Origin of the sequence: Sphingorhabdus sp., assembly GCF_044239045.1 — a bacterium.
Taxonomy (GTDB): Bacteria; Pseudomonadota; Alphaproteobacteria; order Sphingomonadales; family Sphingomonadaceae; genus Sphingorhabdus_B.
On the sequence record NZ_JBIICD010000019.1, the window covers coordinates 1 to 15,744 of the forward strand.

General features: G+C 55.7%; 15 protein-coding genes and 1 tRNA gene. 10 read left to right on the forward strand and 6 right to left on the reverse strand.

Annotated elements, in window-relative coordinates:
* Window positions 1–136: 136 nt before the first annotated feature.
* Together mmsB and ACILP4_RS08255 are read left to right on the forward strand one after the other, a co-directional pair.
* Window positions 137–1,018, forward strand: a complete 882-nt coding sequence (gene mmsB, locus ACILP4_RS08250; protein WP_395620256.1) for a 3-hydroxyisobutyrate dehydrogenase — start codon at window positions 137–139, stop codon at window positions 1,016–1,018.
* 130 nt (window positions 1,019–1,148) lie between these two features.
* A complete protein-coding gene (locus tag ACILP4_RS08255; RefSeq protein ID WP_395620257.1) occupies window positions 1,149–3,149 on the forward strand; it encodes a 3-hydroxyacyl-CoA dehydrogenase NAD-binding domain-containing protein in 2,001 nt (666 codons plus the stop codon).
* A gap of 205 nt (window positions 3,150–3,354) precedes the next feature.
* On the opposite strand, the gene ACILP4_RS08260 is transcribed toward ACILP4_RS08255, so the two are convergent.
* Window positions 3,355–3,430: transfer RNA gene (locus ACILP4_RS08260), tRNA-Val, on the reverse strand.
* A gap of 50 nt (window positions 3,431–3,480) precedes the next feature.
* Window positions 3,481–4,413, reverse strand: a complete 933-nt coding sequence (locus ACILP4_RS08265) for a hypothetical protein (RefSeq protein WP_395620258.1) — start codon at window positions 4,411–4,413, stop codon at window positions 3,481–3,483.
* Window positions 4,414–4,668: 255 nt separating this feature from the next.
* On the opposite strand from ACILP4_RS08265, the gene ACILP4_RS08270 reads away from it, so the two are divergent.
* From ACILP4_RS08270 to ACILP4_RS08285, 4 genes are all read left to right on the forward strand, one after another.
* Window positions 4,669–6,747: a M3 family metallopeptidase gene (locus ACILP4_RS08270; protein WP_395620259.1), complete on the forward strand. Its 2,079-nt coding sequence runs from the start codon at window positions 4,669–4,671 to the stop codon at window positions 6,745–6,747.
* A gap of 114 nt (window positions 6,748–6,861) precedes the next feature.
* Window positions 6,862–7,761 carry an SPFH domain-containing protein gene (locus ACILP4_RS08275; RefSeq protein WP_395620260.1) on the forward strand — a complete coding sequence of 300 codons (900 nt, stop codon included), beginning with the start codon at window positions 6,862–6,864 and terminating at the stop codon, window positions 7,759–7,761.
* 9 nt (window positions 7,762–7,770) lie between these two features.
* The gene (locus tag ACILP4_RS08280; RefSeq protein ID WP_395620261.1) at window positions 7,771–7,971 is read left to right on the forward strand and encodes a toxin-antitoxin system HicB family antitoxin; all 201 of its coding nucleotides are present in this window, start codon (window positions 7,771–7,773) and stop codon (window positions 7,969–7,971) included.
* Between the two features lies 1 nt (window position 7,972).
* Entirely contained in the window at window positions 7,973–8,314 is a 342-nt protein-coding gene (locus ACILP4_RS08285) for a hypothetical protein (protein ID WP_395620262.1), read from the forward strand.
* 3 nt (window positions 8,315–8,317) lie between these two features.
* On the opposite strand, the gene ACILP4_RS08290 is transcribed toward ACILP4_RS08285, so the two are convergent.
* Window positions 8,318–9,154 carry a S1/P1 nuclease gene (locus tag ACILP4_RS08290; protein ID WP_395620263.1) on the reverse strand — a complete coding sequence of 279 codons (837 nt, stop codon included), beginning with the start codon at window positions 9,152–9,154 and terminating at the stop codon, window positions 8,318–8,320.
* Between the two features lie 188 nt (window positions 9,155–9,342).
* Here ACILP4_RS08290 and bla point away from each other — a divergent pair, with 188 nt between their 5' ends.
* The 4 genes from bla (at window position 9,343) to ACILP4_RS08310 (ending at window position 12,869) form a co-directional block, all read left to right on the forward strand.
* The gene (gene bla, locus ACILP4_RS08295) at window positions 9,343–10,266 is read left to right on the forward strand and encodes a class A beta-lactamase (RefSeq protein ID WP_395620264.1); all 924 of its coding nucleotides are present in this window, start codon (window positions 9,343–9,345) and stop codon (window positions 10,264–10,266) included.
* Between the two features lie 76 nt (window positions 10,267–10,342).
* Entirely contained in the window at window positions 10,343–11,482 is a 1,140-nt protein-coding gene (gene ispG, locus ACILP4_RS08300) for a flavodoxin-dependent (E)-4-hydroxy-3-methylbut-2-enyl-diphosphate synthase (RefSeq protein WP_395620287.1), read from the forward strand.
* On the forward strand, window positions 11,479–11,964 hold the full coding sequence (locus tag ACILP4_RS08305) for a GNAT family N-acetyltransferase (protein WP_395620265.1): 486 nt from the start codon (window positions 11,479–11,481) through the stop codon (window positions 11,962–11,964). The genes ispG and ACILP4_RS08305 overlap by 4 nt, the downstream gene beginning before the upstream one ends.
* Window positions 11,965–11,966: 2 nt before the next feature.
* Window positions 11,967–12,869, forward strand: a complete 903-nt coding sequence (locus tag ACILP4_RS08310) for a DMT family transporter (RefSeq protein WP_395620266.1) — start codon at window positions 11,967–11,969, stop codon at window positions 12,867–12,869.
* 114 nt (window positions 12,870–12,983) lie between these two features.
* Here the strand turns inward: ACILP4_RS08310 and ACILP4_RS08315 are convergent, their stop codons facing one another.
* From ACILP4_RS08315 to ACILP4_RS08325, 3 genes are read right to left on the reverse strand one after another with little or no spacing between them, the layout of a single operon-like run.
* A complete protein-coding gene (locus tag ACILP4_RS08315; RefSeq protein ID WP_395620267.1) occupies window positions 12,984–14,174 on the reverse strand; it encodes a serine hydrolase domain-containing protein in 1,191 nt (396 codons plus the stop codon).
* Window positions 14,171–14,968, reverse strand: coding sequence for an SDR family NAD(P)-dependent oxidoreductase (locus ACILP4_RS08320; RefSeq protein ID WP_395620268.1), 798 nt, complete (start codon window positions 14,966–14,968; stop codon window positions 14,171–14,173). Before ACILP4_RS08320 ends, ACILP4_RS08315 begins: the two co-directional genes overlap by 4 nt.
* On the reverse strand, window positions 14,965–15,726 hold the full coding sequence (locus ACILP4_RS08325; RefSeq protein ID WP_395620269.1) for an SDR family NAD(P)-dependent oxidoreductase: 762 nt from the start codon (window positions 15,724–15,726) through the stop codon (window positions 14,965–14,967). The genes ACILP4_RS08320 and ACILP4_RS08325 overlap by 4 nt, the downstream gene beginning before the upstream one ends.
* Window positions 15,727–15,744 lie beyond the last annotated feature (18 nt).

Consider the following 15,744-nt stretch of genomic DNA (forward strand, 5'->3'; position numbering starts at 1 on the left):
GCTTTGGCGACACCGACCAATATGGCATGGAAGGCATTAGATTCTGGACCAAGGCCAAGAAGATCACGCAGCGTTGGCCAGACGGATCGCCTGACGGCGGTAACGCGTTCGTCATTCCGACCATGGGATAAGCCACATGAAAATCGCATTTATCGGGCTTGGCAATATGGGCGGCGGCATGGCCGCAAACCTTGTCAGGGCGGGGCATGCGGTTAACGCCTTTGACCTGTCGAGCGAGGCACTCATGCGCGCGCAGGAAAATGGTTGCGCAACATTTACGTCTGTGCGCGACGCTGTGGCTGGCGTCGACGCTGTGGTTTCGATGCTGCCCAATGGTAAAATTGTCGCGCGTGTTTTTGAAGACGACGTTTTGCGTCATGCCCCGCAAGGCGCAATATTGTTGGACTGTTCAACGATTGACGTTGGCACCGCGCGGCAGGTGATGGCGGATGCGGTCACCGCTGGCTATGATATGGTCGATGCACCTGTTTCGGGCGGCATCGCCGCTGCAAATGCGGGCACGTTGACCTTCATGGTCGGTGGCACAGATGCGGCATTTGCGCGTGCGGAACCCATATTGTCCGACATGGGCAAGGCGGTCATTCACGCCGGCGCTTCTGGCGCGGGGCAGGCGGCGAAAATCTGTAACAATATGCTGCTTGGCGCGTCGATGATTGCAACCTGCGAGACCTTTGCCATGGCTGAAAAGCTCGGGTTGGACCTCCAGACCTTTTACGACATTTCATCCAAAGCGTCGGGACAGAATTGGTCAATGACCAGCTATTGCCCGGTTCCCGGCGTTGGACCAATGACCCCTGCGGATAATGCTTATCAAGGTGGCTTTGCCACGGCGTTGATGCTCAAGGATTTGAAATTGGCCATGGAGGCCGCGGTGTCGGTACATGCCGACGTGCCGATGGGCGAACGTGCCGCGGAATTATATGCGCAATTTGACGAAGCTGGAAATGGCGCCCTTGATTTTTCAGCCATCATCCAAACCCTTAAACACCCGGCGTAAAGCGCACGCCGTTGGAACGCTTGGCGCAGCAGGATTGCAAAGCTTGCAAAAAACATATTAGGACTGCCGTCCGTTTCTTCATCACTCGATAACCGGCAAACGTGCCGAACCTTAAATTTAGGAGTTGCCCGTGCAATCAGTAACCACGCAGAAATTTGACGACGTCCTTGTGGTGCTTGTCGACAATCCTCCGGTCAACGCATTGTCTTGGCATGTCCGTCAGGGTTTGAACGACAGCTTTGAACAGGGGCTATCGGATGATGATGTAAAGGCCATTGTGCTGCGCTGTGCGGGGTCGACCTTTATCGCCGGCGCCGACATCACCGAATTTGGCAAGCCGCCGCAAGGTCCGGATTTCAACGCCGTGTTGAACATGATTGAAGCTGCCGGAAAACCCGTTGTTGCAGCCATCCATGGCACGGCGCTGGGCGGGGGGCTGGAGACCGCTTTGGTGTGCCATTACCGCATAGCTGTGCCGTCAGCGCGGCTTGGGGTGCCAGAGGTCAAGCTTGGCCTTCTACCGGGTGCTGGAGGGACGCAAAGATTGCCACGCGTCGTAGGCGTCGAAGCCGCCGCTACAATGTGTGCGCTTGGCGAACCTTTGTCGGCTACGAAGGCAGCGTCCATTGGGTTGGTTGACCGGTTGGCTGGCGAAGATAGCCTGGCTGACGATGCTATTGCGTATGCCCGCGAATTGATCGCTATTGGTCCACGGCCAACGCGTGATCGTCCGCTGGGCGGCGATGTTGGCATTATTGAACAATTGAAGGCGGCCAATGCCAAGAAGTGGAAAGGCTTTGACGCGCCTTATGCCAATCTTGCTTGTGTTGAGGCGGCAACGCGTCTGCCGTTTGAAGAGGGCATGAAGTTCGAGCGTGCGGAGTTTGTGAAGCTGATGGGTGGATCGCAATCTGCGGCCCAGCGCCATATGTTCTTTGCCGAACGCCAGGCTGCAAAGATTGATGGATTGGCCAAAGACATTGCGCTGCGTGATATTAAGAAAGTCGGCGTCATTGGTGCCGGCACCATGGGCGGCGGGATTTCGATGAATTTCCTGTCCAAGGGTATCGCTGTGACCATCGTCGAAATGGTGCAGGAAAATCTGGATCGCGGCGTTGGCGTCATCCGCAAAAATTACGAAAACAGTGCCGCGAAGGGGCGCTTCTCGCCTGAGCATGTCGAAGATATGATGGCCTTACTAACCCCATCCTTGACACTCGACGATCTGGCCGACTGCGATCTGGTCATCGAAGCGGTCTATGAAAGCATGGACGTCAAAAAAGAGGTGTTTGGAAAGCTGGACATTATTTGCAAGCCTGGCGCGATTTTGGCGTCGAACACATCCTATCTCGACATTGACGAAATAGCGGCCAGCACATCGCGTCCGCAAGATGTTGTCGGCATGCACTTCTTCTCACCCGCCAATGTCATGAAATTGCTGGAGGTCGTGCGCGGCGACAAAACCGCGCCGGACGTGCTGGCGACTGCCATGGCGATTGGCAAGAAAATTGGCAAAGTCGCCGTGGTTGCAGGCGTTTGCCATGGTTTTATCGGCAACCGCATGCTGTCCACGCGTCAGGCGCCAGCGATGCAATTGCTGTTGGAGGGGGCAACGCCTGCACAGATCGACAAGGTGCATACGGATTTCGGAATGCCCATGGGACCATTTCAGATGAGCGATCTGGCTGGCCTCGACATTGGTTGGCATCGTGATCCGGCAAAGGTGGAAACCATCCGTGATGCCTTGTGCGCCGCTGGCCGTTTTGGTCAGAAGAACAACAAAGGCTTTTACGATTATGATGAAAAACGCGTGGGCACGCCAAGTGCCGAGGCGTTGGCGATCATTGAAGAATTCCGGGCTACGTCAAATCTGCCGAAGCGCGAAATCAGTGACCAAGAAATCGTAGAACGCACGCTCTATCCGATGGTCAATGAGGGCTATAAAATCCTCGAAGAAGGCAAAGCCCAGCGCGCATCCGATATCGATGTGGTCTGGATCTACGGCTATGGCTGGCCGGTTTATCGCGGCGGCCCTATGTTCTGGGGCGAATATGAGGGCGCGGGCAAGATCGTTGAAGCGCTCGAGCGGCATGGGGTCGCCGTCGCGGAGAGCTTGAAAGCGAAAGCCTGATATTTGCAGGAACACGCCCGGCGCCAACGATGCGCCGGGTGGGGTTTTTGAGTTGAACCGCGAATCGGTGCGTCGAAGGCGAACTACATGCGCAGCCGCAGTAAAAAATGGCCTGCGCCTTGCCCGTAGATTGCTAACTGATTGCCGGAGGTCACATTCCGCCGCAATTTGCGCGGATAATGGCAATACTGCCATTGAAAAACCATGGTGGGCGCTAACGGGCTCGAACCGCTGACCCTCTCGGTGTAAACGAGATGCTCTACCAACTGAGCTAAGCGCCCCTCTAGGGAAACGGGCCTTTGCCAAAGGGAATCACATTTGGCAAGGCCATTTAGATGATTGGCGCAAAACGGGTGCTAACCGCCACAATATAATCATCCATTTTTGCCGAAGTTTCGGGTGAAAGTTCAATAAATACGCGGCGTGCGTCTGCTGGGTCCTGACGCCGTAATAGCATGCCGCTTTCGGTCATAGCAGAAATCCATCGTAAGGCCGTTGTCGGTGGAACTGCTGCGGCAATACATAGGCTGGACACAGATACATGCTGCCCCTCTTGCGCTGCTGCTTTGAGGTCAAGCAGGATATCCCATGCGGGATCGGCGAATAAGTCTGGCGGGAAAAACCGATCACGCAAACGGCGTAGCTTGATTATTTCGCGTAGGCTCAGCTTCGCCGAGATATCATTGGCAACCGAACTCTCGCTCGGAAATCCTTGAAAGCCCCCCAGCGGGGCGGCTCTGAAGGAAATGGATGTATCCTTTATTTTATCCTTCAGTTCTGGATCAGCCATGCGCGCTAGCGCTCGGGCGAATTCGGCCAACTCATCGCTGATCCGGTGTAGAGATCTAAATTCTACTTCCTGGTCTCTGTCATGCAGTCGATCCATACCGCCCCGTCCAAATGCGCCCGCCAAAATAGGCATTGCTTTGACGTCATCTGCATTGACCAGAAAGTGACATTGGCCCTGCGGAAACGCCGCATAAATTACTTCCAGCGACTCCATCTTGGACCAAATCAATGCAGTGCTGCGATATTTTTGGAGATAATCTGTTATCCGCGATACCGTATCATTGAGCCTGTCCGTTTCGGAGGAAAGGTCAATCAACAGAAAATCGGCAGGTTGCGTATGGTCCATTGGTAACGGCGTACAACCGGCCAATGTTGCCAGTCGCGCAAGCTTGGCATCCCGCTCCAATGATCCGCCTGAGATCATTGCAATACGTCTATTTTGGCCCGTGCCGGGGGGAGGTGCGTTGTCTGGCATAATTTTTTGAACAACTGACTGATAAGATTATGCTTTTGCGAACGCACGAAAAAACGATGACGAATATGTAAAACTTACCTCCATATTGGAGGAAACAGTTTTGGCGGGCAGAAGCTTTGCTTACGCTGCCCGATGCGCTATCCCTTTGTGCATGAAGCGCCAGCATAGCTGCGATAGGATCCAGAGGAGCAAAATTAGGTGAAAAGACATCACATCATGATGAGCGCAGCGGCGCTTTTATTGTCAGGAGTATCAATGACATCGGTTGCACAAGCAAAGCAAATGAACGTCAACCAGTCTGCGAATGAGCCTGCTTTGTTACGGGAATGGACGGGCCCTTATGATGGTGTGCCACCCTGGGATCAGGTTAAAGTGTCGCAATTCCCCGCAGCATTCCAAGCCGCGATGGATGCGTCAAAGGCGGAATTCGAAGCCATGCTTGCAAAGCCTGAAGCGATCACCTTCGAAAATACAATTACCGCCAGCGAGCTTTCGGGTGAGAAAATTGGCCGCTTATTCTCCATATGGGGCGTCCATTCATCGAATCTGTCCAACCCCGAGGTACGCAAAATTCAGGCCGAGTGGGAACCGAAGCTCAGTGCGTTCTTCTCCGAATTGTCGTTGGATGCGCGCTATTTTCAGCGCGTGAAATATTTATATGACCAGCGCTTTAATCTCGGTCTTGATACCAAGCAGATGCGGCTGTTGGAACGGACCTATGACGGCTTGGTCCGAAATGGCGCGATGCTTGATGCGGCACAGAAAGCGCAAGTCATCCGCATTGAGACAGACCTGTCGAAGAAGTTTTCCGCTTTTTCCGAAAAGGTTCTCGCGGATGAGGAAACCTTCATTCTGATCACGCAAGAGGCCGATTTGGCTGGCCTACCAGAAAGTTTTGTTGCGTCGTTGCAAGCCGCGGCAAAGGCGAAGGGTCAAAACGGATGGGCCGTCGTCAACACGCGGTCGGCGGTGCAGCCATTCCTCGAAAATTCGACCCGCCGTGATTTACGCGAGAAGGTCTGGCAAGCTTTCACCAAGCGCGGTGATAATAAAAATGCCAATGACACGAACGCGACCATCGCCGAAATCCTGAAGCTGCGTCAGCAGCGCGCCGAAATTTTGGGCTTTGCTACCCATGCGCATTACCGGATGGCCGACACCATGGCGCAGGACCCGAATAAGGCGATGGACCTGATGATGAAGGTGTGGCCCGCCGCGGCCGCCCGCGTCCGTGAAGAAGTCGCCGATATGCAGGCGATTGCCAATGCCGACAACATCACCATCGCGCCGTGGGATTATCGTTTTTACGCGGAGAAAGTCCGCAAGGCGAAATATGATCTCGATCAGGAAGCGGTAAAACCCTATTTTCAACTGGATAATATGGTCGCCGCGATGTTCGATGCTGCCGGCAAATTATACGGTATGAGCTTCACGGAAAACACAGGCACGATTCCTGTTTTCGAACCGAAGGTGCGGACATTTGAGGTCAGGCGCGATGGCAAAGTCATTGGCCTATTCTACCTCGACAACTTCGCGCGCGCGGGCAAGCGCTCGGGTGCGTGGATGACCACGTACCGCAGCCAGCACGCCTTGGGCGGCAAGAACAACATTGTGCTGGCGTCAAACAACAACAACTTCGTGCCCGGTGCCGATGGCGTGCCCACGTTGATCAGCATTGATGATGCATCCACCTTGTTCCACGAATTTGGCCATGCGATCCATTATCTCAACTATGACATCACCTGGCCTGGCCTTGGCGGGACACCGCGCGATTTTGTCGAATATCCCAGCCAAGTGAACGAAAACTGGCTGCTGACGCCTTATATTCTCAACACTTATGCCAAGCATTATAAGACCGGAGAGCCGATTCCAGCCGCTCTGGTCGAGAAAATCCGGGCAAGCGACACGTTCAATCAAGGTTTCTCCACGGTTGAATATCTGTCGAGCGCGATATTGGATATGAAATTGCACAACCGCAGCGTGCCTGTGGCTGATCCCGCTGCCTTTGAACGCGACACGCTTGCGGAAATCGGCATGCCAAAGGAAATGGTCATGCGGCACCGCTTGCCGCAGTTTAACCATCTGTTTTCCAGCGACAGCTATTCCGCGGGCTATTACAGCTATCTTTGGTCGGAAACGATGGATGCCGACACATGGGCGGCCTTTACCGAAAAGGGAGATGTCTGGGACAAGGAAACGGCCGAGCGTTTTCGCTCCATGCTCATGGCGACAGGCAATGAAACCGACCGGATCGAAGCCTATCGCGCGTTCCGTGGCCGTGATCCTGACGTCAAATTCATCATGAAAAAGCGCGGATTTCCGACCGGCGAATAAGGCGTCGCGATATCGTTAAAAAAGGGCTGCGCAGGCGATCATCTGCGCAGCCCTTTTTTGTTGACCTTTATCAAACAAGATATAAATATGATATCATATTTTATGGAGGTCGTAATGACAGACGATTCGAAAAACATACTTAATGCCAGCCAGGAAATTGCTGCGCGCAGCTTCAACGGCTATGTGATGTTACTCGTAATTTTGAGCAGCATGCTGTGGTTCGGTTGGGCGATGACCTCGGTCATTCCCGGCGGCCCCAATGCTGATTTCCTCGGCATGGGTCTGAGTATCGCTGCTTTCTTATTTGTGTCTGCAGGCTTTTACATGCTGCAGCCAAACCAAGGCGTAGCGCTGACGCTGTTCGGTGCTTATAAAGGCACTGACCGCAATGAAGGGCTGCGCTGGACTTGGCCGTGGATGGGCAAAGCCAAGGTGTCGTTGCGCGCGAACAATCTGATCTCAGAAAAAATTAAGGTCAACGACCTACGCGGCAACCCCATTGAGATGGCGGCGCAAGTGGTCTGGCGGGTGACGGATACGGCGCAGGCTTTGTTCGATGTCGATGATTACAAGGCATTCGTGCTTGCGCAAATCGAGGCCGCGGTCCGCACAATTGGCGCACGTTATCCTTATGATGACTTTACGCATCAGGAAGTGACGTTGCGCGGCAACCATGATCAGGTCGGTGGAGAATTGCGGCTGGAGCTGATGGAGCGTTTACGCGTTGCGGGTATCACAGTCGACGAATGTGGCTTCACCCATTTGGCCTATGCACAAGAAATTGCGGGCGCGATGCTCCGCCGCCAACAGGCAGAGGCGGTAGTCGCGGCGCGCAAAACCTTGGTCGAGGGTGCAGTCGGCATGGTCGAAATGGCGCTCGAAATGTTATCGGCCAAAAATGTCGTCGAACTGGACGACGAACGCCGCGCGGCGATGGTGTCCAACCTGATGGTCGTTTTGTGTGGCGAACGTGATACACAGCCCGTGGTCAACGCCGGCACTTTGTACAGCTAGGCCACCTGCGTGTCCGTCCCGTCCAAAAAGGCTTTCCCGCTCCGTCTCGATCCGGCATTATTTGTCTGCATCGAACGGTGCGCGGCCGCCGATTTCCGGAGCGCCAATGCCGAAATTGAGGTGCTGTTGCGGGAGGCACTGGCCAAGCGCGGGATAAAAGTCGGGGTTAGCGAAACTGCGAAGCGTGGGCGACCGCCAAAGGAGAATTGAAGTGCGCGATGAAGATAAACCCTTTATATATTATAAGTCGGGATCTGGCGTTAAAATATCGCCACGCAATGCTGCTGGCTGGCGGGCCTTTGCCGTGTGGATGATTGCATTCTTCGGCGCGACGGGCGTTTTTGTGTGGACGACTGCTGTCGCCGAAAATGCGGGTTGGAGCGATGGCAAAATACTACTGTTTCTTACTTTGCCCTTTTTGCTCGTGACCGCCCTTTGGGCTTTCGCGATGATTCGTTACATGAAAGCGCGGAGCGAGATTGTCGATATGGACAGTCTGATACAGTTAAAGCGTGAGCAAGATGCGAAGAAAAAACGCCGCGGCCAAATTTAAGGCTTAGCTTAAGGCCTCGTCTAGCAACCGCGCCAAGCGGATACCGCCGCGTTCGACCTGTTGTCGTAATGCCGCACGCGACGCTGCGACATCGGCCTCGTCAATTACGACGGTTGTGGTTGGTTTCGCGCCACAGGCGTCACCATCCATAGCGCGCGGATAGGCGATGTTTTTTGACACGGCCCAATTTTCTTCACTCCACAGGCGCACATTGCCTTGCACGACCGCAGCCTTCTCAGCAGGTGAAAATATGCGAACGATTGACGGCGCGGCGGACAGTGCGCGGTCGGCCAAAAGCCCGTCCCACACGGAATGGAGATTATATCCGGGCATCACACCATAAGTGGCCTTCAGGTCGTTGCCACCCCGATCGGCGCGGTCGCCCGCATGTAATGGCTGATGTATGTCGCCGACAAAATGGATCAGAAAGGCAAGCGCTTCCAACCGGACATGCTTGGGCAGGGCCTTGTTTGATAAAAGCGCAAAGTTGCGGTCGATTTGCGCGGATACGCAATTGCCATCGGCGCAGGCACTTTTCAAATCGAACGGCTTGCAGATGTCGACATTCTGGTAATGCCAGCTGTTGGTGTAGCCCCAGCGCACCCGATCGCTTTTGATGCAGTCCGCCCAAACGCTGACGTCCGCGATATTGCGCATCGCGCATTTCGGTGTGCCAAGCATGGGCGCGCTGCGCAACAGGCGCTGCATCTGTGCGCGCGCTTTAGGTGACATATTGGCTTGGGCAATATGTGCCACTGTCTCATGACCATATTCCCAATATGCTTGGGCAGGTGCCAATGGTGCGAACAATAGGGCGAGCGAAATAAGGAAGCGTTTCATGGCTTCGCCTTAGTTTGTATCCACGCGTAAAGCAAAGCGGTGCTGCAAAGGGATAGGTCCTGATCCTAAGCCCATCACCACCCCATAACTTTGCCTTTCAATATACCGTGTCTGGTAACCCAGAAACTGACAGGATAAAGAAACCACACATCGCCGCATCATTGGGCGAGAATATGAGGAAGCCGGCCATGGAAATTGATAGACGTGGAATGATGGCAAGTGTCGCCGCGTTGGCGCTCGCAGGCTGCGTGGGCCCTCGGCAGGTGGCGTCATCCATAACCGCCAACGCTGCGTTGGCTGCGCTGGAAGCACGCGTTGGCGGGCGGCTAGGGGTGCTGGTTCTCGATACCGCATCGGGCCGCATGACGGGGCATCATTATGATGAAGCCTTTGCCATGTGCTCGACCTTCAAGCTCGCGCTCGCCGCAGCGGTGCTACAACAGGCGGACCAAGGCAGGCTGAATCTAGATATGGCGTTGCGCTATACGCAGGCGGATATGGTCCCGCACGCGCCCGTTACGGGGCCAAATCTGGCAAAGGGCGCTATGCGCATCATCGACTTGGCCGAAGCCACGCAAAAGACTAGCGATAATGTCGCCGCAAATTTGTTGATCAAACATCTGGGTGGTCCCGCCGCCATAACCGCGATTTTTCGCAGTTGGGGCGATGACGTCACCCGGCTGGACCGATATGAGCCCGATCTGAACAATGTCCCGCCCGGTGAGGCCCGCGATACGACCACGCCGGGCGCCTTTGCGGGAACGATGGCGCGACTTTTGACGGACGACCGCATATTGAAACCGGCGTCGCGTGACATGCTGATCCAATGGATGGTTGACACCAATACAGGCATGAAGCGGATCCGGGGCGGGCTCCCCTCATCTTGGAAAAGCGGCGACAAAACAGGGACCGCCAACAGCGCAAATTTCAATAACAAGACCAATGACGTCGCCATTTTCTGGCCACTAGCGCGGCCTCCGGTCATAGTGACGGCCTTTTATGAAGCCGACGGAAAATATGAACAGACCCGCGATGCTGATCAGGCCGTGCTGGCCGAAGTGGGCAGGATCGCCGCAGCGCAAGCGGTGGCCTGGCACGGCGGGCTAGACTGATTTGCGTATCACCTTGTCCTGAAAACAGTTCAGGATGATGATTGCGGGAAAATCCCAAGCCGCCTATATCACATATATGTCTTCTATTCGCCCTTGGCGCGACATTGCGCGCCGCCCGTCCCGCCAGATCATGGTCGGTAAAGTCCCTGTCGGTGGCAATGCCCCGATCTCGGTGCAAACCATGACCAATACGCTGACCAGCGATGCCGCTGCCACGATTGACCAGATCCGCCGGTGCGAGGATGCGGGCGTCGACATCATCCGCGTATCCTGCCCCGATGTGGAAAGCACGGCGGCGCTGAAACAGATTGTCCGCGCGGCCAATGTCCCCATCGTCGCCGATATTCATTTTCATTACAAACGTGCGCTTGAGGCGGCGGATGCGGGCGCGGCATGCTTGCGCATCAACCCCGGCAATATCGGCTCATCCGAACGGGTGAAGGAAGTGGTTAACGCCGCCAAAGCCAATGGCTGCGCGATCCGGATCGGCGTGAATGCAGGCAGCCTCGAAAAAGACCTGCTCGAAAAATATGGCGAGCCTTGTCCCGAGGCGCTGATTGAAAGCGCGTTGGACCATATCAAGCTTCTGCAGGACCATGACTTCCATGAATTTAAAGTCGCAGTGAAAGCGTCGGACGTTTTCCTCGCGGTGGCCGCTTATATGGGCTTGGCCGAGGCCGTCGACTGCCCCTTGCATTTGGGCATTACCGAAGCGGGTGGGTTGATTGGCGGCACGGTCAAATCCTCCATCGGCATGGGCAATCTGCTATGGGCAGGGATTGGTGACACCATCCGCGTCAGCCTGTCTGCCGAGCCCGAAGAAGAAGTACGCGTCGGCTATGAAATCCTGAAGGCGCTTGGCCTGCGCACCCGTGGCGTGCGCGTTGTCAGCTGCCCAAGCTGCGCACGGCAGGGCTTTGACGTCATCCGCACCGTGCAGAAGCTGGAAGATGCGCTTGGCCATATCAAGACACCCATGTCGCTCTCGGTTCTGGGCTGCGTCGTCAACGGCCCCGGCGAAGCGCGCGAGACCGACATCGGCATCACCGGCGGCGGCAATGGCAAGCATATGGTCTATTTATCCGGCGTCACCGACCATCATGTCGAGGATGACGACATGATCAGCCACATCGTGCGCTTGGTCGAAGCCAAAGCCGCAGAGATTGATGCGGGCACCAGCGTCAGCATGGACACGCTGCACGGGAAAACGGCTTGAGCCTCTCGATACGGGCTGCAACGCCAGCGGACATCGCACTCATCGGGCAATTCATTCGCGACCTCGCGGAATATGAAAAGCTGGCCCATGCGGTGCGCTTTGATGAAGCGGTGCTGGCGCAAAAGCTGTTTGGGCAGCGGCCTTATGCCGAGGTTTTGATTGGCGAGATTGACGGTGTCGCGCAGGGCTTTGCTTTGTTCTTCCACAATTTCTCAACCTTTGAAGGGCGGCCTGGAATCTATCTGGAGGATTTGTTTGTCCGGCCGGATGCGCGTGGGTCTGGGCTTGGCAAAGCGTTGCTAGGACGGCTCGCGGCGCTTGCGGTCGAACGCGATTGTGCGCGGCTTGAATGGTCGGTGCTCGACTGGAACACGCCCGCCATTGATTTCTACAAGGCGCTAGGGGCCGTGCCGATGGACGAATGGACCGTCTACCGCGTGGACGGCGCGGCGCTCGATCAACTTGCTGCACACAGCCTTTAGACATGGCTGAATTGCACTCGCGCCCGTTTATTCCGTTCATGGTGGCGGCGGCGGGCGTTGGCACATTTTCGCTGATGGATGCGGTGATGAAAGACATCGCTTTGTCGCTGGGCGCGTATAACGCCGTGATGTGGCGCAACTGCCTTGGTACCTTATTCATGGGACTATTGTTTGTCGGCACACGGCAGAAATGGCCGACCGTCGATAACCTTAAAATGCATATATGGCGCAGCATCATCGTGTCGGTCATGGCGGTCAGCTTTTTCTGGTCGTTGACGCAATTGCCGCTGGCCGAGGCCATTGGATTGAGCTTCATCGCACCCGTCATCGCATTATATCTCGCCGCGGTTATGCTCGGTGAGACGATAGGCCGTCCGGCCATCTGGGCATCGCTGGCAGGGCTTGGCGGTGTGCTGATCATCATGGCTGGCCGTTTGAGCGGACATTATACCAGTGGGCATCTTTGGGGCGCTGCGGCGGTGTTATTTTCGGCCGTGGTGTTTGCATATAATTTGATTTTGGCCCGGCGGCAGGCGCAGGTTGCAGGACCAATCGAAATTGCCTTTTTCCAAAATCTGTGTGTCGCGGCGACACTTGGTCTTGCCGCGCCTTGGTTTTTGCACCCGATCGGCATGTCCGATACCCCGATGATCGGCGGCGCTGCGTTGCTAGCGATTATTTCCCTATTGTTGCTGAGCTGGGCCTATGCCCGCGCGGAGGCGCAGATTTTGATACCGGTCGAATATACTGGCTTCGTCTGGGCTGCGTTTTTCGGCTGGCTGTTCTTTGCCGAGCCTTTGACCTTGCCCGTGCTTTTGGGCACCGCCTTGATCGTCGCCGGAAGCCTGATTGCGGCACGGGCAAAACCGGAGCCCGTCAATCAGGTGGAGATTGCGACGGTTTAGGGGATAGGTTTGCGCCGAAAGCTTTTTTGCTTACCCACGACTGTGTCACCCTGAACGTCACTTCGTCATCCTGAAACAAGTTCAGGATGACGAGGGATTGATTAATGGCGCAACTTAAGCCGCCAGCGCGGAATAGATCATCGTCTTGATCTCGCGTCGGACGGGGTAAGTGGTTGATGGCAGCAACTGCGTCATGAAAATCATGATGATGTCCTCAACCGGATCCACAAAAAAGGCGGTGGAATACATGCCGCCCCAATAAAAATCGCCCTCGGAACAAGGTGCAAGCGTCGCGGCGCTGTCGATGGTGGTCGCAAAGCCAAGGCCAAAGCCAATGCCCGCCATTTCAGCCTCGCTGAACAAGGATTTCGACATTTGCGTCAGATCTTGCCCGCCCGGAATATGATTGGCGGTCATCAATTCTATGGTCTTGGCACTCAAGATTTGTGCGCCGTCAAGCGCGCCGCCGTTCAGCAGCATCCGGCAGAAACGATGATAGTCCGCAACGCTTGACGCAAGGCCGCCACCGCCGGAATTGAATGACCAGCCTTTGGCCCACATGCTTTCGGCGCCGGCTTTGTCGAGCAGCTTCATTTTCGCTTCGGGGTCAAAGCCAAAGCCTTCGGGGATGCGCGACGCCTTGTCGGCGGGCACTTGGAAGAATGTATCGGTCATGCCCAAAGGCGCGAAAATATGTGTTTGGAAATATTCAGGCAGCGATAGTCCGCTAATCCGTTCGACCAAGATGCCAACTATGTCGGTGGCAACCGAATAATTCCACTGGGTGCCGGGGTCGAACTCCAACGGGATTTGCGCCAGCGTATCAATAAAGCTTTGCGCCGTATTTTTGCTCCAGCTTTCGACATCGGTCTTGCGGTACGCCGCGTCGACATTGCCTTGTTCTTGGAAACTATAGGTGAATCCCGCCGTATGCCGCAGCAGGTCCACCACCCGCATCTGCGTCGATGGTGCGCGCGTCATAAAAGGCACATTGCCGCCGCCGCCAACAAACACGCCCAATTTCGCAAATTCGGGGATATATTTCGTGACCGGATCGGTCAGTGCGACCTTGCCCTGTTCCACCAACTGCATGAACGCGACCGAGGTGATTGGCTTGGTCATCGAGGCTATGCGGAAAATGGCGTCTTCGGCAACGCCCGAGCTCCATTGCAGCGCCACATCATTACCACGGCCAACCAACACGGACGCAAAGGGCAATTTGCCATTGTCGAGATAATTGGCCTGAATGAACGCGGGTATGCGGGCGAGGCGGTCGGGAACGAAACCTAAATCTTCGGCGCTCATACGGCGGTTTGTCCTGTTAATTGGCGAGTTACGGGGTGCGAGCTCGACAGCCCGCCGTCAACGGCAATGGCTTGGCCGTTGACATACGACGCTTGGTCGCTGGCAAGGAACAATGCGACATTCGCGAGCTCGTCGGGCTGCGCGCCACGGCGCAAGGGGTTCAGACGACCGATTTTTTCGGTCACGCCCTTTTCGCGGGCATAATCAAATGTCGGCTTGGTCATGCCGGTTTCGGTAAGGCCGGGGCAAATCGCGTTGCAGCGGACATTGGTGCCCGACAATTGTTGCGCGCTGACCTGCGCCAGATTGATGACGCCAGCCTTGGATGCCGAATAAGGCGGGCCGCCTGCGCCCGAACGGATACCGGCAACGCTTGCGGTCAGGATGATCGAACCGCCATTGCCTGCATCCGCCATGACCTTGCCCGCATGCTTGATCATCAGCCAGGGGCCGATGAGGTTGACGCGCAGGACGCTGGTGAAATTTTCGACTGTGTTGTCGAAGATACCTTCCATGCCGCCGGAGATACCCGCATTGGCAAAGGCGATGTCGAGATGGCCATGCAGTGCGATGGCCTTTGCGACAATCGCCGCGACGTCCGCTTCATCGCCTGCGTCCATTTGCACGGCAGTGGCGGCGTCACCGATCATTGCGGCGGTGTCATGCACCGATGCCGCCATGTCGCCTAAAACGACCTTCGCCCCCTCGGCGGCAAAGCGGATGGCGGACGCGCGGCCAATGCCTGACCCTGCGCCTGTGATGATGGCTACTTTGCCTTGCAATGCTCCACTCATACGACAACGCCTCCATCCACAACTATTGTCTGCCCTGTCATAAAGCTTGATGCGTCCGACGCCAAATATACTGCCGCGCCGGCAATCTCACGTGGCTCGCCAATGCGGCCCAAGGCCGCGCCCGAGGTGGATGCTTTCAGATTTTCTGGGTTCTCCCACAATGCCTTGGCAAAATCGGTTTTCACCAGTCCCGGCGCAATCGAGTTAATGCGCACATTATGCGGCCCATATTCGCGGGCGAGATTCTTCGTCATCTGGATATCCGCCGCCTTCGTAATTGCATAAGCGCCCAAGATCGGCGACCCGCGCAGACCGCCAATGGACGAGACAATCACGATGGAGCCTGATTTGCGTGCGATCATTTCGGGCACGACCATCTGGATTAGCCAATGTTGCGAGACAATATTGTGATCGAGCGTTTTGCGCAGTTGTTCGTCGGTGATGCTGGCCATCGGTCCATAATGCGGATTCGACGCCGCGTTGCAGACTAAGACATCGACCTTACCAAATGCCTTGCGCGTTTCATCGACGAGATTCTGCAGGCTCTCCTTCGAAGACAGGCTGGATGCCAGCGCAAGTGCAGCGCCCGCATGCTTAGCATTGATGCCAGCGGCAACCACTTCGCAATCTTCGATATTACGGCTGGAGATCACAACCTTTGCGCCATGATCGGCCATTTCTTCGGCAATCGCCTGACCAATGCCGCGCGACGACCCTGTGATGATGGCGACCTTGCCGGTCATATCGAATAAAGACATTTTGCTCTCCAGTTTCCT